Origin of the sequence: Nocardioides sp. S-1144, assembly GCF_005954645.2 — a bacterium.
Lineage (GTDB): Bacteria > Actinomycetota > Actinomycetes > Propionibacteriales > Nocardioidaceae > Nocardioides > Nocardioides dongxiaopingii.
This window is the reverse complement of record NZ_CP040695.2, coordinates 4,388,077-4,408,905: the sequence shown is the minus strand read 5'-3', so window position 1 is coordinate 4,408,905 and position 20,829 is coordinate 4,388,077. Positions and strand designations below refer to the sequence as shown.

Annotated in this window: 17 protein-coding genes; 11 read left to right on the top strand and 6 right to left on the bottom strand. The window is 72.6% G+C overall.

The features are described from left to right. Window positions 1-46: 46 nt before the first annotated feature. A complete protein-coding gene (locus tag FE634_RS20730; protein ID WP_138876992.1) occupies window positions 47-1,510 on the top strand; it encodes a CCA tRNA nucleotidyltransferase in 1,464 nt (487 codons plus the stop codon). A gap of 140 nt (window positions 1,511-1,650) precedes the next feature. Then, window positions 1,651-2,727: a MerR family transcriptional regulator gene (locus tag FE634_RS20725; protein WP_138876991.1), complete on the top strand. Its 1,077-nt coding sequence runs from the start codon at window positions 1,651-1,653 to the stop codon at window positions 2,725-2,727. A gap of 66 nt (window positions 2,728-2,793) precedes the next feature. On the opposite strand, the gene FE634_RS20720 is transcribed toward FE634_RS20725, so the two are convergent. Together FE634_RS20720 and FE634_RS20715 are read right to left on the bottom strand one after the other, a co-directional pair. Further along, complete coding sequence (locus tag FE634_RS20720) at window positions 2,794-3,879, bottom strand: inositol-3-phosphate synthase (RefSeq protein ID WP_137294597.1); 1,086 nt, start codon at window positions 3,877-3,879, stop codon at window positions 2,794-2,796. Window positions 3,880-3,946: 67 nt separating this feature from the next. Continuing rightward, window positions 3,947-4,522 (bottom strand): PadR family transcriptional regulator, encoded by a 576-nt coding sequence (locus FE634_RS20715; protein WP_134765825.1) that lies wholly within the window; start codon window positions 4,520-4,522, stop codon window positions 3,947-3,949. Window positions 4,523-4,822: 300 nt separating this feature from the next. Here FE634_RS20715 and FE634_RS20710 point away from each other — a divergent pair, with 300 nt between their 5' ends. The 3 genes from FE634_RS20710 (at window position 4,823) to FE634_RS20700 (ending at window position 9,871) form a co-directional block, all read left to right on the top strand. Continuing rightward, window positions 4,823-5,764, top strand: a complete 942-nt coding sequence (locus FE634_RS20710) for a DUF559 domain-containing protein (protein WP_222847638.1) — start codon at window positions 4,823-4,825, stop codon at window positions 5,762-5,764. 361 nt (window positions 5,765-6,125) lie between these two features. Next, window positions 6,126-8,438, top strand: a complete 2,313-nt coding sequence (locus tag FE634_RS20705) for a transglycosylase domain-containing protein (protein WP_137294598.1) — start codon at window positions 6,126-6,128, stop codon at window positions 8,436-8,438. Continuing rightward, window positions 8,435-9,871 (top strand): hypothetical protein, encoded by a 1,437-nt coding sequence (locus FE634_RS20700; protein ID WP_148240932.1) that lies wholly within the window; start codon window positions 8,435-8,437, stop codon window positions 9,869-9,871. Before FE634_RS20705 ends, FE634_RS20700 begins: the two co-directional genes overlap by 4 nt. On the opposite strand, the gene FE634_RS20695 is transcribed toward FE634_RS20700, so the two are convergent. From FE634_RS20695 to FE634_RS20685, 3 genes are all read right to left on the bottom strand, one after another. Beyond that, on the bottom strand, window positions 9,832-10,926 hold the full coding sequence (locus FE634_RS20695; protein WP_137294600.1) for an alanine racemase: 1,095 nt from the start codon (window positions 10,924-10,926) through the stop codon (window positions 9,832-9,834). The two genes, FE634_RS20700 and FE634_RS20695, sit on opposite strands and share 40 nt — an antisense overlap. Window positions 10,927-10,930: 4 nt before the next feature. Continuing rightward, entirely contained in the window at window positions 10,931-12,118 is a 1,188-nt protein-coding gene (locus tag FE634_RS20690) for a lipid II:glycine glycyltransferase FemX (protein WP_137294601.1), read from the bottom strand. Between the two features lie 100 nt (window positions 12,119-12,218). Continuing rightward, window positions 12,219-13,013 carry a deoxyribonuclease IV gene (locus FE634_RS20685; RefSeq protein WP_138876989.1) on the bottom strand — a complete coding sequence of 265 codons (795 nt, stop codon included), beginning with the start codon at window positions 13,011-13,013 and terminating at the stop codon, window positions 12,219-12,221. Window positions 13,014-13,137: 124 nt separating this feature from the next. On the opposite strand from FE634_RS20685, the gene FE634_RS20680 reads away from it, so the two are divergent. The 5 genes from FE634_RS20680 (at window position 13,138) to rplI (ending at window position 17,249) form a co-directional block, all read left to right on the top strand. After that, window positions 13,138-15,252: an FHA domain-containing protein gene (locus tag FE634_RS20680; protein WP_187366768.1), complete on the top strand. Its 2,115-nt coding sequence runs from the start codon at window positions 13,138-13,140 to the stop codon at window positions 15,250-15,252. Window positions 15,253-15,425: 173 nt separating this feature from the next. Then, a complete protein-coding gene (rpsF, locus tag FE634_RS20675; protein ID WP_134768760.1) occupies window positions 15,426-15,731 on the top strand; it encodes a 30S ribosomal protein S6 in 306 nt (101 codons plus the stop codon). A gap of 139 nt (window positions 15,732-15,870) precedes the next feature. After that, complete coding sequence (locus FE634_RS20670) at window positions 15,871-16,473, top strand: single-stranded DNA-binding protein (protein WP_138876987.1); 603 nt, start codon at window positions 15,871-15,873, stop codon at window positions 16,471-16,473. 65 nt (window positions 16,474-16,538) lie between these two features. Further along, on the top strand, window positions 16,539-16,775 hold the full coding sequence (rpsR, locus tag FE634_RS20665; protein ID WP_134768758.1) for a 30S ribosomal protein S18: 237 nt from the start codon (window positions 16,539-16,541) through the stop codon (window positions 16,773-16,775). A gap of 27 nt (window positions 16,776-16,802) precedes the next feature. Continuing rightward, on the top strand, window positions 16,803-17,249 hold the full coding sequence (gene rplI, locus FE634_RS20660; protein WP_137294605.1) for a 50S ribosomal protein L9: 447 nt from the start codon (window positions 16,803-16,805) through the stop codon (window positions 17,247-17,249). Between the two features lie 291 nt (window positions 17,250-17,540). Here the strand turns inward: rplI and FE634_RS20655 are convergent, their stop codons facing one another. Further along, window positions 17,541-18,836 carry an MATE family efflux transporter gene (locus FE634_RS20655; protein WP_262347514.1) on the bottom strand — a complete coding sequence of 432 codons (1,296 nt, stop codon included), beginning with the start codon at window positions 18,834-18,836 and terminating at the stop codon, window positions 17,541-17,543. A 699-nt stretch (window positions 18,837-19,535) separates the two neighbouring features. Here FE634_RS20655 and dnaB point away from each other — a divergent pair. After that, window positions 19,536-20,825: a replicative DNA helicase gene (gene dnaB / locus FE634_RS20650; protein WP_245155218.1), complete on the top strand. Its 1,290-nt coding sequence runs from the start codon at window positions 19,536-19,538 to the stop codon at window positions 20,823-20,825. Window positions 20,826-20,829 lie beyond the last annotated feature (4 nt).

Sequence of the window (20,829 nt, the reverse complement as noted above, 5' to 3'; positions counted from 1 at the left end):
TATCCGGCCGGGACCGACGGTCCGCGCACTCCGTAGACTCCGCGCCGTGCCCGCCCCGTCGAACCCGGAACCGCTCTCGATCGTCGAGGTGCAGCGACGGGTCGACCGCGAGCTCGACCGCCTCGCCCCGCTCCTCGACGGCCTGGGTGCCCTCTTCGCCGACGCCGGCCACGAGCTGCACCTGGTCGGCGGACCGGTCCGCGACGCGATGCTCGGCCGCTCGCACACCGACCTCGACTTCACGACCTCCGCGCCGCCGGAGGTGACCGAGCGGCTCCTCAAGCGCTGGGGCGACGCGCTGTGGGACATGGGTCGCGACTTCGGCACGATCGGCGCGCGCAGGGGCGACTGGATGGTCGAGGTGACGACGTACCGGTCCGAGACCTACGACCCGGCGTCGCGCAACCCCGTCGTCGCCTACGGCGACACGCTGGCCGGCGACCTCGGCCGGCGCGACTTCACCGTCAACGCGATGGCGGTCAGCGTGCCCGGCCGCGGCTTCGAGGACCCCTACGGCGGGATCGTCGACCTGGCCCACCAGGTGCTGCGCACGCCGGGCCGGCCCGAGGACTCCTTCGGCGACGACCCGCTGCGGATGCTGCGCGCGGCGCGCTTCGCCGCCCAGCTCGGCTTCACCGTGGCGCCCGAGGTCGTCGCGGCGATGACCGCCATGGCCGAGCGGATCACGATCATCTCCGCCGAGCGGGTCCGCGACGAGCTGGTCAAGCTGATCTGCGCGCCGTACCCGCGCCTCGGCCTGACCCTGCTGGTCGACACCGGCCTGGCCGCGCTGGTGCTCCCGGAGCTGCCCGCCCTCCAGCTCGAGCGCGACGAGCACCACCGGCACAAGGACGTCTACGAGCACACCCTGACCGTGCTGGAGCAGGCCATCGACCTGGAGCCGCGGCTCTCGGCCGACGGCGGCCCGGACTTCGTCTCCCGCTTCGCCGCCCTCATGCACGACGTCGGCAAGCCGCGCACCCGCCGGCTCCTCGACGACGGCACCGTCACCTTCCACCACCACGACGTCGTCGGGGCCAAGCTGACGACGAAGCGGATGAAGGCGCTGCGGTTCTCCAACGACGAGATCGCCGCGGTGAGCCAGCTCGTCGAGCTCCACCTGCGCTTCCACGGCTACGGCTCGGGGGAGTGGACCGACTCCGCGGTGCGCCGCTACGTCCGCGACGCCGGCGACCAGCTCGCCCGCCTGCACGTGCTCACCCGCGCCGACTGCACCACCCGCAACCAGCGCAAGGCCGACCGGCTTCGCCGGACCTACGACGACCTCGAGGCGCGCATCGAGCGGCTCTCGGAGGAGGAGGAGCTGGCCTCCCTGCGTCCCGACCTCGACGGCAACCAGATCATGGAGATCCTCGGTGTCGGTCCCGGGCGCGAGGTCGGCGAGGCCTACCGGTTCCTGCTCGAGCTGCGCCTCGATCGCGGACCGCTCGACGAGGACGCCGCCCGCGAGGCGCTCCTCGCGTGGTGGGCCGAGCGTCCGAGCACCTGACCGCCGGTCCCGGGGCCTGGCGGTCGGACGTGGCGGTCGGGCGTGGCGGTCGGGACGAGCAGGTGACTTGACCCTGCCCGAGGGGCAGGCTCCAGCCTCGGGGACCGGCGAACCGTTCGCCGGACCACGAGGAGCGACCCGTGACCGACCCGACCGGCGACCGGCTGATGACCATCGGCGACGTGGCCCGCGCGAGCGGGCTGAGCGCCAAGGCGCTGCGGCTCTACGACGACTCGGGGCTGCTGGTGCCGGTCGACGTCGACCCGGTGACCGGCTACCGGCGCTACGCCGTCGACCAGCTCGACCGGGCCCGGCTGGTGGCGCGGCTCCGGCTGGCGGGCGTGCCGCTGGCGCGGATCCGCGTCGTGGCCGACCTGGTCGAGCGCGCCCCGCGCGCGGCGGCGGCCGAGCTGACGTCGTACTGGCGCCAGGTCGAGGCCGACACCGCGTCGGCGGGGGCGCTGGTCGCCGACGTCGTGGCAGCACTGAGCACCGAGGAGCACCCCATGAACCCCACCCACGGCACCACCTCCCTCACCCACCCTCGCGCCGCCGCCCGGGACGGCATCGGCGCCCGCCGCACCCAGGAGGACGCCGTCCTCGTCGGCGACGGGGTCTACGCCGTCGCCGACGGGATCGGCGAGGCCGCCGACGGCCTCAGCGCCGTCGTCGTCGCCCGGCTCGCGGAGGTCGAGCGCACCGGCGACCCGGTCGCGGCCCTCGACGCCGCCGTCACCGCGGCCGCCGCCCTCGTGGCCGAGCGGTACGCCGACCGGCCGGGCGCCGGCTGCACCCTCACCGCCGTCGTCGTCACCGGCGACCAGGCGGTGCTGGCCCACGTCGGCGACTCCCGCGCGCACCTGGTCCGCGACGGACGGCAGGAGCGGCTGACCCGCGACCACACCGTCGTCCAGACCCTCGTCGACGAGGGCCGGCTCACCGCCGAGGAGGCCCGCCTCGACGAGCGGCGGGTGCAGCTGAACCGGGCGATCGCCGTCGACGGCGCCTACCAGCCCGACCTCGGCGTCCACGCGCTGCGCCCCGGCGACCGGGTCGTGCTCACCACCGACGGCGTCCACGGCCGGCTCGCCCCGGCCGCCCTGGCCGACCTGCTCGTGGCCGGGACCGGACCGGACGAGGTCGCGGCGGCGGTCGAGGCCGCCGTCCTGGAGGCCGGGGCCGACGACAACTACGCGGTCGTCGTCGTCGACGTGTGAGACGCCAGGAGGGCGGGCGTCCCGGTCGGGACGCCCGCCCTCCGGCGGTGGTGCAGGTGGATCAGGTCACTCGGTGCCGGCGATGAAGGCCTCGACGCGGGCGCGGCCCTCGTCGTCGGGCAGCTGCACCGGCGGGCTCTTCATCAGGTACGACGAGGCGCTGATGATCGGGCCGCCGATGCCGCGGTCCATGGCGATCTTGCAGGCGCGCAGGGCGTCGATGATGATGCCGGCCGAGTTCGGCGAGTCCCAGACCTCGAGCTTGTACTCGAGGTTGAGCGGGGCGTCACCGAAGGCGCGACCCTCGAGGCGCACGTAGGCCCACTTGCGGTCGTCGAGCCAGGCGACGTAGTCGGAGGGGCCGATGTGCACGTTGCGGCTGTCGACCTTGCCGGCGAGCTCGCCGGTCAGGTTCGAGGTGACGGCCTGGGTCTTGGAGATCTTCTTGGACTCCAGGCGCTCGCGCTCGAGCATGTTCTTGAAGTCCATGTTGCCGCCGACGTTGAGCTGGTAGGTGCGGTCGAGCACCACGCCGCGGTCCTCGAACAGCTTCGCCATCACGCGGTGGGTGATGGTGGCACCGACCTGGCTCTTGATGTCGTCGCCGACGATCGGGACGCCGGCGTCCTCGAACTTCTTGGCCCAGGTGGGGTCGGAGGCGATGAAGACGGGCAGGGCGTTGACGAAGCCGACGCCGGCGTCGATGGCGCACTGGGCGTAGAACTTGTCGGCCTCCTCGGAGCCCACCGGGAGGTAGGACACCATGACGTCGACCTGGCGGTCCTTGAGGACCTGCACGACGTCGACGGGCTCTGCGCCGGACTCCTCGATGGTCTGGCGGTAGTACTTGCCGAGGCCGTCGAGGGTCGGGCCGCGCAGCACGTCGAGGCCCAGGGTCGGGACGTCGGCGATCTTGATCGTGTTGTTCTCGGAGGCGTTGATGGCCTCGGAGAGGTCCTTGCCGACCTTCTTGTCGTCGACGTCGAAGGCGGCGACGAACTCGACGTCGGAGACGTGGTAGTCGCCGAAGGCCACGTGCATCAGCCCGGGGACCGTCGCGCTCGCGTCGGCGTCGCGGTAGTAGTGGACGCCCTGGACGAGGGAGCTGGCGCAGTTGCCGACTCCGACGATTGCTACTCGAACCGAACCCATCGGGATACCTTTCATGGAGCTGCTGGTGGTCCCGGGCGGGACCGTCGGGGTGGTGCTTCGGATGGTGCTACGGGGTGGCCGGCGGTGCCGCCGGGCCGTGCTGCTGCTGGTTGCGCTCGGCGTTGATGAGGTCGGAGAGCCACTGGACCTCGCGCTGGGCGGACTCGACGCCGTGGCGCTGGAGCTCGGCCGAGTACCGGTCGACCTCCGCCTCGGTCATCGACAGCTGCGACTGCACGCGGTCGAGTCGCTCCTGCAGCCGGGTGCGCCGGCCCTCGAGGACCCGCAGCCGGATCTCCATGTCGGCGCGGCCGAAGAACGCGAACCGGATGCCGAAGTCGTCGTCCTCCCACGCGGCCGGACCGACGTCGGACATCAGGCGCTCGAACTCCGCCGTCCCGGCCGGGGTGACCTGGTAGACGATCTTCGGACGCCGCGAGACCGGAGTCATCTCCGGCGGGAGCTCCTCGATCAGCGTGCCGCGCAGCATCTTCTTCAGCGTCGGGTAGAGCGAGCCGTACGACAGCACCCGCCCCCACCCGAGCATCAGGTTGAGCCGCTTGCGCAGCTCGTACCCGTGCATCGGCCCCTCGTGCAGCAGACCGAGGACGGCCAGCTCGATGGACTCTCCGCGTCGTGCCATGCGATGCATCGTAGCGATATATCCAGTGAATAGGAATCAGCGATGGTTCGTGTCGATGGATCGGTGTCGTCCGGCCCGGCGGGCGGCGTCCGTGCGGCGTGCGTCGTCCCACCCTTCGCCTCTCTCCGCCGCCAGATCCGCGCAATTGCCGAGGCTGGCTCGATTTCCGGCCCGCGACCTGGCCGATCCGCGGCAATTGCGCGGTCTGGGCCGTCGGGGATGGCGCCCCGCGAGCTCACGCCCGACGACGCCTGTGGAGGACGAAAACCCCGAACGGGTACATCGGGCACCGTGCTCGAGGTGAGCGCACTGCGGCAGCACGCGGACCCGGACCCCGGTCTCGACCTGGGGGAGCCCTTCACGTGCGCGCAGCTGGCCGCGGCGGGCTACCCGCGGCGGATGGTGCGGCAGAAGCGCTTCGCCGAGGTGATGCCGGGGGTCCACGTGCTGGCCTCGGCCATCGGCCCGACGACCCTCATCAAGGCGGCGCTGCTGATCCACCCGGCCGACGCCTGCGCCAGCCACGGCTCCGCCGCGATCCTGCTCGGGCTGCCGGTGCCCGACCCGGGATTCGCCCACGTCACCGTCTTCCGGCCGAAGGACCGCCGCTTCCGCCGGGAGATCAAGTCACACGTCACCACGCGGCGCCGTCGGGTCGTCCTGGCGCAGGGGGTGCGGGTGACCGATCCGGTTGCCACCTTCATCGACTGCGCCGGCCACCTGGGTCTGGTCGACCTCGTGGTCCTGGGCGACGCGATCGTGCGCCGGGGCCGGATGGGGCCGGCGCAGCTCGTGCGGGCGTGCCAGGTCAGCACCGACTACCACCGCAGGCGGGCGCTGGCCGCGGCGCTGTTCGTCCGGGCCGGGGTCGACTCGCCGATGGAGACGCGGGTGCGGATGTTGATCGTGCTGGCGGGGCTGCCCGAGCCGGTGGTCGACCACCGGACCTTCTGGGAGGACGGGACGCTGCGCCGCCGGTTCGACCTGTACTACCCCGGCATCCGCCTCGTCATCGAGTACGACGGGCGGCAGCACGCCTTCGACACCAGGCAGTGGCAGGGCGACCTCGATCGACGTGAGGAGCTCGACGACGAGGGTTACCGGATCCTGGTGGTCACCGCCGAGGGGGTCTTCCGATCCCCCGCGCGCACGCTGGAGCGCATCCGCCGCCTGCTGGTCGAGCGCGGGATGGACGGCGTCCCGGCGATCGACGAGACCTGGCGCGAGCACTTCCCGGGCTGACGCGGACCCGGTCGACCGAGCGGGGACGGCCGCTCGCCCCTGCGGTTCCCGAGACTGGCCGGAGCAGTGCAATTGCCGCGATCTGGCCAGTTTCGCGGCGACGAGCTGAGCGATCTGCGGCAATTGCGCGGGTGGGGCCGGCCGAGGAGGACGGACGCCGGGCGACGCTCGGCTTTGGGACGCCTCCCCAGCGCCTGCGTACCCTGATGAATCGTGCCGGCAGGGCCGGCGCGCCGAGACGAGCGATGAGGTGACAGTGGCAGGGAAGCGCAGGTCCGACGCGGCGACGTCGGGTTCGGGTGGGTTCCTGGGCAGGTTCCGCCGTCGGCGCGCGGAGCGTGACGCGGAGCCGCGGCCCCCGTTGACCTGGAAGCGCCGGGTTCTCAAGGTGGTCAAGTGGGGCTTCATCACCGGTCTGGTGCTGACCCTGGTCGGCATCGCCGGCTTCATCTACCTCTACAAGACCACCGACATCCCCGAGCCGAACGCCGAGCTGCTCACCAACGCCACGTTCGTCTACTACGACGACGGCGAGACCGAGCTCGGGCGCTTCGCCACCCAGTTCCGCGACTCGCTGACCTACGAGGAGATGCCGCAGAACATCAAGGACGCCGTCGTCGCGGCCGAGGACCAGTCGTTCTGGACCAACAGCGGCATCGACCCCAAGGGCATCCTGCGCGCGGTGTTCAACAACGCCAGCGGCGGCTCCCAGCAGGGCGCCTCGACGATCACCCAGCAGTACGTGAAGATCCTCTACCTGACCCAGGAGCGCAGCTACGAGCGCAAGGTCAAGGAGGCGATCCTCTCGCTGAAGATCCAGCGCGAGTACTCCAAGGAGCAGGTCCTCACCGGCTACCTCAACACCATCTACTTCGGCCGCGGCGCCTACGGCATCGAGGCGGCCGCCGACGTGTACTTCAACAAGAAGGCCGCCGACCTGACCCTGCGCGAGACCGCGGTGCTGGCCAGCGTGCTGAACAACCCGAACGGGCTCGACCCCGCCGACGGCAAGGCCGTCCGCCTCGAGCTCAAGGGCCGCTACGAGTACGTCCTCGGCGCGATGGCGAGCGAGGGCTACATCACCGACGAGGACGCCGAGCAGGCCCGGCGCAAGCTGCCGAAGTTCCCCGAGCAGGACGTCGAGGACAGCTACGGCGGCCAGACCGGGCACGCGCTGACCCTCATCAAGAACCAGGTGCTCGGCCTGACGAACGCCGAGACCGACGCCCCGTTCACCGAGGAGGAGATCGACGGCGGCGGCCTGCGGATCACCACCACGCTGACCAGCAAGGCGATGAAGGCCGCCGAGGAGGGCGTCGAGGAGGTCCGGCCGAAGGGCTTCCCGGGTGCGAAGGACCTGCACCTGGCGGCCGCGACCGTCGAGCCGGGCACCGGCGCGCTGCGCGGGTTCTACGCCGGCCAGGACTTCCTGGACTCCCAGCTCAACTGGGCCGTCGCGGGCGGCCAGGCCGGGTCCACGTTCAAGCCCTTCGCCGTGGCCGCCGGGCTCAAGCAGGGCTTCGCGCTCAAGGACACCTTCGACGGCAACTCGCCCTACGAGATCGAGGGCACCGACGACGAGGTCGAGAACCAGGGTGACGAGGACTACGGCAGCGCGGTCTCCCTCACCAGCGCCACCGAGAACTCCATCAACACCGCCTTCATCGACCTCACCATCGCCATGGACGACGGCCCCGAGAGCATCATCGAGACCGCCGAGTCGATGGGGATCCCGCCGGCGAAGGCGAAGCGGCGCGGCGCCTACGGCATCCCGACCTCCTCGCCCGGCCTCGAGCCGGTCACTGGCGTCGCCCTCGGCTCCCAGACCGTCAGCCCGATCAACATGGCCAACGGCTACGCCACGGTCGCCAACGAGGGCGTCGCCGCCGACGTCCACGTGATCTCGAAGGTCGTCAACAAGGCCGGGGACGTGCTCTACGAGCACAAGGTCACCGACGAGCGGGCGATCAGCGCCGACATCGCCTCCGACGTGAGCTACGCGATGCAGCAGGTCACCGAGGCCGGGTCCGGCACCCGTGCCAACCTCGACGACGGCCGCCCGATCGCCGGCAAGACCGGCACCGCCACCAAGGACGGCGGCGCGGTGTCGTCGTCCTGGTTCGTCGGCTACACCCCGCAGCTGTCCACCGCGGTGATGATGGTCCGCGGCGTCGGCAACGGCCAGCTCGACGACTGGGTGCCCTCCTCCGAGGACGGGGTCGACGGCTACTTCGGCGGCAACTACCCCGCCAAGACGTGGAAGGCGATCATGGAGCGCGACCTCGAGGGGGTCGACCCCGAGGACTTCCCGGAGCCGGCCTTCGTCGACGGCGAGGCGCCCTCGGACGGCCACGCGCCGTACACCCCGCCGCCGGCGCCGTCCACGACGCGCCAGCCCCCGAAGACGCCGAGCATCGACCCGAACCCGCCGACGTCGGAGCCGACCCAGGACCCCTCGCCGACGCAGGAGCCCCCGCCGACCCAGGAGCCCCCGCCGACGAGCCCGCCGGAGCCGCCGGAGACCTCCACCCCGCCCGAGCCGCCGCAGACCTCGGCCCCGCCGACGTCGCCGCCGGCCCCGGCCCCCCCGGCGGGTCCGCCCAACCCGCGCGAGCGCTCCCGCTCCCCGCGGCGTCGCCCGTCCCGCACCCGTCGGGCCCCCGCCGTCCGGTGACCCACGTCGACCCGACCCACGACGACCCGGTCGTGGCGGGGATGAGCGGGGCGGTCGGCGGACCGCTCGGGGAGCGCGCCGCCCGCGGCGGGGCGTTCAGCGTCCTCGGCGTCCTGCTGGCGATCACCGCGCTGACCTTCGCCCTGGGGCTGCTCACCAAGACCACCTGCGCCCAGGACGACTGGTCCCTGCAGGAGGCCGACCGCTTCACCCACGCCTGCAGCTCCGAGGTGGCCGACGAGTACACCGGCACCGGCCTGGTCGAGCTGGCCTGGCCGTGGTCCGGCGAGGAGGCGACCCGCGACCGGTACCCCGTCACCGACCAGCCCGCGCTGGTCGGGCTGTGGACCTACGCCACCGCCCGGGTCACGTACCTGCTCAGCGGCTCGCCCGACGTCTCCGAGCGCTACCGGCAGCCGGTCACGGCGGTCGCGCAGTCCGACGACGCCGCCGGCGAGCGCTCGCTCTTCATGGCCGTCAACGCCGTCCTGCTCGCCGGCGTCGCGATGCTCGCCACCGCCGCCCTGGCCGCCGTCCACCGGCGCCGTCCGTGGGACGCCGCCGGGTTCGCCGCCGCCCCGGTGCTGGCGCTGGCCGGGGCGATCTCCTTCGACCTGCTCGCGGTGGCCGCGGTCGCCGGCGCGCTGTGGGCCTGGTCGCGCGGACGCGGCGTGCTCGCCGGCGCGCTGGTCGGCGTCGGGGCCGCCGCCGGCTTCTGGCCGGTGCTGGTGCTGGCCGCCTTCCTCCTCGTCGCCGCCACCGAGCGCCGCGCGGCGTGGGTGCTGCCGAGCGCCGTCACGGCCGTCGCCACCTGGGCGGTCCTCAACGCCCCGGCGTTCCTGACCGGCCGCGCGCAGTGGGAGCGGGCCTGGTCGGCGACGTTCGAGCGCGGTGCCGACCAGGGCTCGGTGTGGCGCATCGTCGCCGACACCGCCGGGCTCGCCACCGACGTCGGGCTGGTCGTCTCGTGGCTGCTGGTCGCCCTGTGGACCGGCCTGGTCGTCGCGCTGGTGCTGCTCGCGCCGGCCCGGGCCCGGGTCAGCCAGGTGGCGCTGCTCCTCGTCGCCGGCTACGCGCTGCTCGGCATCGCCTACGAGCCCCGGCAGGCGCTCTGGCTGCTGCCGCTCGCCGCGCTGGCCCGCCCACGCTGGCGCGACCTGCTGGTCTGGCAGGCCGGCGAGGTGTTCTTCCTCGCCGCGACGTCGTGGTGGCAGGGCGGGCTGCTCTCACCCGGCAGCGGCGAGACGGCCGGCTTCTACTGGGTCGCCATCGTGGTCCGGCTCGTGTGTACCGGCTGGCTGGTCGCCGTGGTGGTGCGCGACCTGTGGTGGCCCGAGGCCGACCCGGTCGGGGACCCCGAGACGGCGCCGTCCGGCCGCTCCGGGGACGAGGCTCAGGACAGCACGATGCGGTCGAACGTCGTCGCGGTGTAGCGCACCCGGACGTCGATCTCGTCGCCCACCGTGGGCACCCGCGCGCCGCTCGGCAGGAACAGCATCGAGGCCTGCATGTGCGGCGGCTCGGCGAAGAGCCGCTGCTTGTCGTCGATCGAGAACGGCGAGCGCACGAACCCGACGGCGTCCAGGCCGCCGCGCGCCAGCGTGGCCGCCCGGGCCTTGATCGAGGAGTCACCGGTCGGGGCCTCGAGGCCGATCCCGTGCGCCGTGCCGCCGCTGACGACCAGCAGGTGGCCGGCCTTCGGGACGGTCCGGCCGCGGTAGCCGAAGGAGTCGCCGCGCTCGACCTCGTGCACGTCGAGCACGGTGGCCGTCACGGTCAGGGCCGCGCGGTCGCCGAGCCACAGGTCGGTGCCCATCCGGGGCCGGATGGTGAAGTCGGCGTACGAGGTCCGCAGCGCGGCCTGCTCGCCGGCGGTGAGGTGGCTGACCCAGACGGTGTCGAGGCCGCCCCGGCCGGGCTGGCCGTCCGGACCGGGCTGCCCGAGGTGCTGGAGACCGGCGCCGACGGCGTCGTTCATCAGCCGGCGCACCTCGCCCAGGTGCGAGCCCTGGGCCAGCGGCAGGTGCAGCGCGACACCCTCCAGCCGGGCCGAGCGGTGCCGGCGCAGGTGCTCGGCCGCGTCCCACAGGCCGCGGGCGGTGAAGCCGTGCCGCTTCATCGACGTCAGGAGCTCCAGCACGAGGCGGGCCCCGGGCTGGCGGGTGAGCAGGGCGTCGACGTCCTCGACCCGGCCGACGGTGTGGATCACCCGCCCGGCGAGCTCGGGGGGCAGGTCGGCGACGAACGGGCGCCACGGCGTCAGCACGAGCAGCGACCCGCCGAAGCGGGACGCGACGCCGGGCAGCTCCTCGTAGGTGCCGACCGCGATCGTGTCGACGCCGAGCCACTCGCTCTTGCGGGCCAGCCGGCCCGGCGTGAAGCCGTAGCCGTTGCCCTTGACGACCGGCACCAGGCCGGGGTTCGCGTCGGCGACGCCGCGCAGGTGGCTGCGCCAGCGGTCGCCGTCGACGGTCAGGGTGAGCGCCACTGCGCTACCTCCGTCTCTTGAGGTACTGCTGGAAGGCCGCGTAGAGCACCCGGTTGAGCGGGAGGTCCCACTCGCCGGCGTACTCGACGGCCTCGCCACCGGTGCCCACCTTGAACTGGATCAACCCGGCGTGGGAGTCGTCGGCGTCGAGGGTGTCGGTGATGCCGCGCAGGTCGTAGACGTCGGCGCCGGCGGCCAGGGCGTCCTGGATCATCGCCCACTGCACGGCGTTCGAGCCCCGCACCTCGCGCTTCTCGGTCGAGGAGGCGCCGTAGGAGTACCAGGCGTGCGCGCCGACCCGGATCGCGATGGTGGCGGCCACGAGGTCACCCTCGTGGTGGGCGAACCAGAGCCGGATCCGGTCGGGGTCCTCCGCGGCGAGGGCGTCGACCATGGTCCGGAAGTAGCCGAGCGGGCGCGGTGTGAAGTGGTCGCGCTCGGCGGTGTGCCGGTAGAGCGCGTGGAAGGCCGCCAGGTCGGCGTCGGAGACCCCGGTGGCGGCGTCCGGCGTCGTCACCTCGACGCCCTCCTTCGCCGCCTTCTTGATGTTGCGGCGCCAGAGCTGGTTCATCGCCTTGAGGACGTCGGCCTCGGTCTTCGCCGCGCCGACCCCGTCACCTGCACCGGAGCCGTCGGCCGGGTGGCGCAGCGGGACCTGGAAGACGTACTGCGGCTGACCGGCGGCGAAGCCACCCTCGACGGCCTGCGGCCGCCAGCCCAGGGCGTGCAGCTGGGACACGACGCGGGCGCCGGTGGCGTCGCGCTCGGTCGGGGCGACGTCGTCGAGGCGGCGGACGGCGGGATCGGCCAGGCCGGCCTTCACCGCGGCGGCGTCCCAGCGGCGCACCACGGCGGGCGGCCCGATCCGGATGCCGAACGCGCCCTGCTTGCGGACGTGGGCGGCGAGCGGGCCCAGCAGCGCGCCCAGGTCGTCGCTGGCCCAGTCGAGCACGGGGCCCTCGGGGAGGTAGGCGAGGTAGCGACGCAGCCGGGGGAGCTGGCGGTAGAGCACCAGCGCGGCACCGACCTGCTCGGCGTCGGGGCCGGCGTCGCGGAACAGGCCGACCGACTCGCGGCGCCACTCGCCCTTGACCCGGCCCCACGCCGGGGTCTGCAGGAAGCTCGCCGACCGGCGCGACGCCACGAACGCGAGGTGGTCGGCCTCGGAGGTCACGCGCACGTCGATGGTCACCGTCCCGAGGCTAGTCCGCCGCCGGGCCTCCGACCCAGGCGGCCCTCCACCGGCTGCCGGGGGCGTTGTTTCACGTAGAACCAACGGCCGGACCGTCGGTTCAGAGCCGCGCGGACAACCACGCGAAGTCGGCCGTGTGCTCGGCCGCCCCGCCGGGCGTCTCGCAGACGACCGGCGCGCCGGCGTCGCGGACGACGGCGGCGAGCAGGTCGGGGTCGATCCGCCCGGCACCGAAGTTGGCGTGCCGGTCGGCACCGGAGTCGAACTCGTCGCGGCTGTCGTTGCAGTGCACGAGGTCGATCCGGCCGGTGATCGCGCGGACGTCGTCGACGACGGTCTCCAGGTCGTTGCCGCCGGCGTGGGCGTGGCAGGTGTCGAGGCAGAACCCGACCATGTCGAAGCCCTCGGCGCCCGAGATCGCCTCCCAGACCCGGCCGATCCGCTCGAGGTAGCGGGTCATGGCGTTGTCCCCGCCGGCGGTGTTCTCGATGAGCAGCGGCAGCTTGAGGTCGGTGGCCTCGATGGCCTTGCGCCAGTTGTCGAACCCCTTCTCGGGGTCGTCGGCCTTGTTGACGTGGCCACCGTGCACGATCAGGCCCTTCGCGCCGATCGAGGCGGCCGCGTCGACGTGCTGCTGGAGCAGCTTGCGGCTCGGGATCCGGATCCGGTTGTTGGTCGTGGCGACGTTGACCAGGTAGGGCGCGTGCACGTAGAGGTCGACGCCGGCCGCCTCGGCGTCGGCCCTGAGCGCCTCCGGCCCGCCGGCGTAGGCCCACTCGGGGCCGCCGTAGGACTGCGGGTCGCCGAGGAAGAACTGCACGAGCGGCGCCTTGCGGGCCCGCGCCTCCGCGAGGGGGTCGGTCTGGTCGACGTGGGCACCGATCGCGATCGTCATGCGTCCCACCCTAGGAACAGCCACCGACATCGCCGCGGGTGTATCCCTCGCCAGGGAGGGAAGTCCTAGCATTCGTGCGGCGGGTCCGGTTCGCGTCGCCCGCCTTGAGCCCACGGAGTCCGCCATGACCAGCATCCGCATCCAGACGAGCGGTCAGACGCTCACGGCCGACAGCACCGAGGGCGCCCGCGTCTTCACCGTCGGCCGCGACGCCGCGTCCGACATCACCTCCCTCGACCCCACCGTGTCGCGGCGGCACGCCGAGATCCGCGCGCTGGGCCAGGGGTGGGAGGTCGTCGACCTGGGCAGCTCGGTCGGCACCTTCGTCGGCGGACGCCGGGTCGAGCGCGCCGACCTCACCGGCACGACGGTCGTCGGCTTCGGCCGCGACGGCCAGGCGCTCACCGTGACCGTGACCGTGACGCCCGCCGCGCCGCAGTCCTTCCCGCCGCCGTCGGCGCCCCGCCTCGACAAGCCCGCGCCCTCGGCGCCGCTGGGCGCCCCCGCCGCCGCGCCGCCCCAGGCCTTCCCGCCGCCGGTCGCGGTCGAGCGCCTCCCCCAGTTCGACGGCCCGCCGCCGCTGGACCAGACCGTGGTCACCGGGCAGGGCCCGTTCCCCGGGTTCGGCCCGGCCGGCCCCGGCCTGCTCGTGCGCCGCCGCACCGGCAAGGACCTGCGCTTCCCCGCCGGCATGCCGATCCGGGTCGGCCGCGACCCGGTGCTCGAGGTGCACGCCGACGACCAGGCGGTGTCCCGGCTGCACGCCGTCCTCGAGCCGCGGCCCGACGGCTGGTGGTGGGTCGACCGGTCGACGTCCGGCTCGTTCATCGACGGCGAGCGGATCACCCAGCACCACGTCGACGAGCCGGTCGAGATCAGCCTCGGCCACCCGACGGCCGGCTACGAGATCGAGGTCGTGCCGGTGGTCGCCGCCGGCCAGGCCAGCGCCCGCATCCAGGCCCGCAAGCGGCGCCGCACGCTCGCGCTCGTGGGCGGCGTCGTCGGCGCGATGGTGCTGGTGGGCGGCGGCATCACCGGCGTCGCCCTGCTCGGCGACGACGACCCGCCGGCCGCCGGCCAGGGCACCACGACCGACCCCGCGGAGGAGCGCCAGGAGGCCCTCACCCGCGCCAAGGCGGCCGCCGTCCTGCTGACCGCCTTCGACGAGAGCGACCAGCCGCTGTGGTCGGGCTCCGGCAGCATCATCACCGAGGACGGGCTGATCCTGACCAACGCCCACGTGGCCGACCCGGACGCGCCGGGCCAGACCTCCGGCGAGTCCGACCCCGCCTACCTGACGGTGTCGCTCACCTCCGGCGAGGACGACAAGCCGGCCTCCGCCGCCTTCCGGGCCGCCCCGATCGTCTCCGACGGCTACCTCGACGTGGCGGTGCTGCAGATCGAGTCCGACGCCGAGGGCAACCCGGTCGAGAAGACCGAGCTCGACCTGCCCGAGCCGCTCCCGATCGGTGACAGCGACGACCTGCGCACCGGCGACCGGATCATCGCGCTCGGGTACCCCGCGATCGGCAACCTCAGCGTGCAGGGCGACCGGCCGCTCACGGTCACCGAGGGCGTCGTGTCCACCTTCCAGGCCGACGAGGTCGTGGGCACCCCGCGCGGGTCGATCGACAGCGACGTCCGCCTGGGCTCCGGCAACTCCGGTGGTCCCTCGATCAACGAGGAGGGCGAGATCATCGGCCTCAACACCCGCGTCGTCACGGCCGGGTCCGACGCCGCCGGCGCCATCACCCAGGGCTCGGCGCTCATCGTCCCGGTCAACCTCGCCACGGCCGTGCTCGACATCGCGCGCGACGGCGGCGACCCGTCGTACGTGTCGCCGTACCTCGACGAGCTCCCGACCGACCCCGGTGTGCCCACCGACGTGGCCGCCCAGGCCGCCGGCTGGGTCCGCGAGGGCGAGGAGGGCTCGTGCGCCGGGGCGAGCAGCCCCGACGCGCCGCAGAAGCTGAGCGGGGTCGGCACGGGCGAGACGCTGATGGCCGAGTTCAACGTCGAGGGCCTCCCCGACGGGCTGCCGCTGGCGATCGACTTCTACGACCAGGACGACATCCGCATCGACACCCTGACCACCACCTGGGACCTCGGGCCCGAGGGGATCTGCATCTGGGCCCCGCTCGAGCTCTCGACCGACTTCCCCGAGATCACCGCGGTGCTCTCCCTCGGCCAGGAGAGCGAGCCGGTCGCCGTCAACCCGCTGATCCTGTCCGGCAGCTGACCCACCCGACCGTTCCCCAGGGGGCCGGCAGCGATTGCGTCGCCACCGTCGGCCGCTGATAGCCTGACCTGTCTTCGTGCGCGCCCACCGACGGGTGCGTCGCGAAGGAGTTGTACAGCCCTCCTGCCACGGAGAGACCGTGGCCGCGAAGTCCACAGGAGGTGGAGACCGCTGTGCGTGCCTATGAAGTGATGGTCATCCTCGACCCGAGTCTCGAAGAGCGTACGGTCGAGCCGTCGCTCGACAAGTACCTCAACGTCATCCGCAAGGATGGCGGGACGGTCGACAAGGTCGAGGTCTGGGGCCGGCGTCGCCTGGCCTACCCGATCAAGAACGCCGAGGGCGCGAAGAATGCCGAAGGCATCTACGCCGTCATCAACCTGCAGGCGGAGCCCGCGACGGTCAAGGAGTTCGACCGTCAGCTCGGGCTCAACGAGTCGATCCTGCGCACGAAGGTCATGCGTCCCGACGCTCACTGATCCCCTCGAGACATCTCGAGGGATCGGTGTCCTCCCCGTCGCCACGACTGTGGAGGAGCACTTTCCCTTGTCGGTGCCGCACGCAACGATGTGCGGACACCGACGTCCTGGATCAACACGAGCACCCTAGGGAGACCTGATGGCCGGCGAGACCCTCATCACCGTGGTCGGCAACCTGACCGACGACCCGGAGCTGCGCTTCACCCCCTCCGGCGCGGCGGTGGCCAACTTCACCGTCGCCTCCACTCCTCGGACGCTGAACAAGCAGACGAACGAGTGGGAGGACGGCGAAGCCATGTTCCTGCGGTGCTCGATCTGGCGGCAGGCGGCGGAGAACGTCGCCGAGTCGCTCCAGAAGGGCGCCCGCGTCATCGTCCAGGGCCGCATGCGCGCCCGCACGTGGGAGACCCGTGAGGGCGAGAAGCGCACGTCGTTCGAGATCGACGTCGACGAGATCGGCCCCTCGCTGCGCTGGGCGACCGCCAAGGTCGCCCGTGCCGGTCGCTCCACCGCCGGTGGCGGTGGCGGCGGCTACTCCGGCGGCGGTGGCGGTGCCGGCGGTGGCGCCGGCGGCGGTGGCGGCTACTCCGGTGGGGGTGGCGGCGGGCAGGCCGAGGACCCGTGGGCCTCGTCGGCCCCGCAGTCCGGTGGCCGTCCGGCCGCCGGCGGCGGTGGCGGCGGTGCCCCGGCGAACGATCCCTGGGGTGCTCCGGGCGTGGGCTCCGACGAGCCCCCGTTCTGACCCAGCAACACATCCAACCCGAACCATTCCGGCGTCAGCCGGGCTTCTAGAAGGGAAGCACCACAATGGCCAAGGCAGTCCTGCGCAAGCCCAAGAAGAAGGTTTGCCAGTTTTGCAAGGAGAAGGCGACCGGTGTCGACTACAAGGACACCACCCTGCTCCGGAAGTTCATCTCCGACCGCGGCAAGATCCGTGCGCGGCGTGTGACCGGCAACTGCGTCCAGCACCAGCGGGACGTGGCCATCGCGGTCAAGAACGCTCGCGAGCTGGCTCTCCTGCCCTACACCTCCACCGGTCGCTGACCGCAGAGAACAGGAGACTGGACACTCATGAAGCTCATCCTCACCCAGGAGGTCGACGGCCTCGGTTCGCCCGGCGACATCGTCGAGGTCAAGGACGGCTACGGCCGTAACTACCTCATCCCGCGCAACGTCGCGGTGCGATGGACCCGTGGCGGCCAGAAGCAGGTCGACTCGATCAAGGCAGCCCGCTCGACCCGCTCGGTCCGCGACGCCGCCCACGCCGACGAGCTGCGGGCGAAGCTCGAGGCCTCCTCGGTCGACGTCAAGGTCCGTGCCGGCGACTCCGGCCGCCTGTTCGGCACCGTCACCGTCGCCGACCTGGCCGACGCGCTCGGCGAGGCCGCCGGCGAGACGGTCGACAAGCGCACGATCGTGGTCACCAACCCGATCAAGACGCTCGGCGCCCACACCGTGGCCGTCAAGTTGTCCGACGACGTCTCGGCGACCGTGTCGCTGAACGTCATCCCCGCCTGACGCACGCAGTCCGGCTCACGACGGCCGCTCACCGGTTCTCCGGTGGGCGGCCGTCGTGCGTGCGTGGTCGCGTCTTCGGGGGTCAGCCCGGTGGCGGGAGTTTCACCGCTGGGGCGGTGAAACTCCCGCTCCTGTCGTGAAGCTTCATGCAGGAAGCGTGAGTTTCACCGCTGAGGCGGTGAAACTCCCTCGCCCGGACGTCCACCACCACCAGCACGAGCACGACCCCCGCGGCGATCGGCTGCAGTGGCGTCACCGGCCCATCGTGGGGGGCCGGCGTCCGGGGTGCCCTCAGGCGTCGACGGTCGCGCCGGTGCGCAGCCAGGCGTCGCCGCGGGCGCGGTGCAGGAGGGTCACGAGCCGCCCGCCCATGAAGAGTCCGCAGAAGAGCACCCAGACGGCGAGCAGGCCGGCGTCCCACCACACGGCCGCGGCGAGGGTGACCGGCGCGTACAGCGCGGCCACGAGGAGCCCCGCCCACGCGAGGTAGCGGCCGTCGCCGGCGCCGATGAGGACGCCGTCCAGCACGAACACCACGCCCGCGGCCGGCTGACCGATCGCGGCGACGAGCAGGACCGGCACCAGGAGGTCGGGCACGGCGGGGTCGTCGGTGAACAGCGGCCCGAGCACCGGGCTGAGCGCGGCGATCGCGATCCCGGTGACGACGCCGCTCCACAGGCCCCACCGGACCATCCGCCGGGTCAGCGCCCGAGCGGTGTCGACGTCGCCGGCGCCGAGGGCCCGCCCGGTGATCGCCTGCGCGGCGATCGCGATCGCGTCGAGCACGAAGGCGAGGAAGGTCCACAGGGTCATCGCCAGCTGGTGGGTCGCGATCCGGTCGGCGCCGTCGTCGCCGCGGGCGTCGAGGGTGACGGCGACCGTGGTGACGAGGAGCGCCGCGCGCAGGGTCAGGGTGCGCACCACGAGGGCGACACCGGCCCGGGCCGCTGCCCGGACGCCGGCGAGGTCGGGTCGCAGCGGGGCGTCGTGACGCCGGGCGCCGCGGACGACGACGGCGGTGAGCGCGACCGCGCAGGCGACCTGGGCGACCACCGAGCCGATCGCGGAGCCGGCGATCCCGAGGTCGAGCCCGTAGACGAGCGCGACGTTGAGGACGACGTTGAGCAGGTTGCCGACGACGGCCACGACCAGCGGCGTCCGGGTGTCCTGCAAGCCGCGCAGCACGCCGGTCGCGGCCAGCATGACCAGCAGCGGGGTGGTGCCGAGGAACGCGATCCGGAGGTAGGTCGTGGCGTGCCCGGCGACCTCCCCGCCGACCCCGAACGCGGCGACGAGCGGGTCGGTGAGCAGGACCCCGCCGACGGTGATGACCGCACCGAGGCCGGTGGCCAGCCAGACCCCGTCGAGGCCGAGCGACAGGGCGCCGCGCAGGTCGCCGGCCCCCATCCGTCGGGCGACCCCCGCAGTGGTGCCGTAGGCGAGGAAGACGCAGAGCCCGACGGCGGTCTGCAGGACGACGGCCGCGATGCCCAGACCCGCGAGCTCAGGAGTGCCGAGGTGGCCGACGACGGCGGCGTCCGCGAGCAGGAACATCGGCTCGGCGACCAGGGCGAGGAACGCGGGCACGGCCAGCCGGAGGATCTCCCTGTCCTGGGACCGCCCGTCTGCGCTGGTGGGAGTACGGGTGGGGGTGTCGGAGGGGTCGGGGCGGCGGCGCACCGCTACCACACTAGTGATCCGGCGTGGGCGAAAATACATGGGACGGGGCCGGTGGATAACTAGGGTCACCCTGTGGATGAGGGTTGCGGCAGCCGCGGCTGACGCCAGGGCGGCGGGCGTCGTCTCGGTGGACGGTCGGTGAACGGAAATTTCTCCACCAGATTTGGTTCCACACCGACAGAAGCCTGTTTGTGCAGGTCAGAGGCGTGATGGCCGGGATGCCGGGCGTGTCGTCCACAGGTTGCTCCCCAAGCTGTGCACAGCGTTCCGCGTGTCGTCCACGGGTCGGTGGCAGTTATCCCCAGGCCCTGTGGACAACCAGGTGTCGCTCGGCCCGTCCGACCCGTAGGTTCGCGGCTCGGGACTCGCTCCGCGACGTCGGGAACGGTCTCGGGGGGTGCTGCCCCCTACCGTCGACGGCATGCTCCACCGACCGTCCCGGACCGCCCTGCACCCACCGTCGTGGAGAGACATCCCGTGAGCCTCACCGAGTCCGACAGCCGTGGGTTCCCCGAGCCCCCGTACGACGACTGGGGTGACGGTCCGGCGGCCTACGAGCCCGGCAACGCACCGAGCTCGCCGGGTGGGCGCACGCCCCCGCAGGACATGGCGGCCGAGCAGTCGGTGCTCGGCTCGATGCTCATCTCCAAGGACGCGATCGCCGAGGTCTCGGAGGTCCTGCGGGGCAACGACTACTACCGCCCCTCCCACGAGATCATCCACGACGCGATCATCGACCTCTTCGGTCGCGGCGAGCCGGTCGACATGATCACCGTGGCCGCCGAGCTGCAGCGTGCCGGCGAGCTGGCCAAGATCGGCGGCGCCCCCTACCTGCACACGCTGGCGGCGAACGTCCCGATCGCGGCCAACGCCGAGTTCTACGCCCAGATCGTGCACGAGAAGTCGGTGCTGCGCCGCCTCGTCGACGCCGGCACCCGGATCGCGCAGTTCGGCTACGCCGGCGAGGGCCAGGTCGACGACATCGTCGACCGGGCGCAGGCCGAGATCTACCAGATCGCCGACAAGCGGAGCACCGAGGACTACGCCCCGCTGAGCGACATCATGGAGGGCGTCCTCGACGAGATCGAGGCGATCAGCAACCGCGAGAACGGCCTGTACGGCGTCCCGACCGGCTTCGCCGACCTCGACGACCTGACCAACGGCCTGCACGCCGGGCAGATGATCATCGTCGCGGCCCGACCCGCGATGGGGAAGTCGACGCTGGCCCTCGACCTGTGCCGCTCGGCCTCGATCAACAACAACCTGGCCAGCGTCTTCTTCAGCCTCGAGATGACGCGCTCGGAGATCACGATGCGCCTGCTGTCGGCCGAGGCGAAGGTCCCGCTCAACCACATCCGCAACGGCAACATGCAGGACGGTGACTGGGACAAGCTGGCCCGCCACATGGCCAAGGTGTCCGCGGCCCCGATGTTCATCGACGACAGCCCCAACATGACGATGATGGAGATCCGCTCGAAGGCCCGCCGACTCAAGCAGCGCCACGACCTGCGGCTGATCGTCATCGACTACCTGCAGCTGATGTCGTCGGGCAAGAAGGTCGAGTCCCGTCAGCTCGAGGTCTCGGAGTTCTCCCGCCAGATCAAGCTGCTCGCCAAGGAGCTCGGCGTGCCGATCATCGCGCTCTCCCAGCTGAACCGTGGCCCCGAGCAGCGCGGCGACAAGCGCCCGATGATGAGCGACCTGCGTGAGTCCGGCTCGATCGAGCAGGACGCCGACATGGTCATCCTCCTGCACCGCGACGACGTCTACGAGAAGGAGTCGACGCGCCCGGGCGAGGCCGACCTCCTGGTGGTCAAGCACCGCAACGGCGCCACCCGCGACATCACCGTCGCCTTCCAGGGCCACTACTCGCGCTTCGTCGACATGGCGCACTGACCCG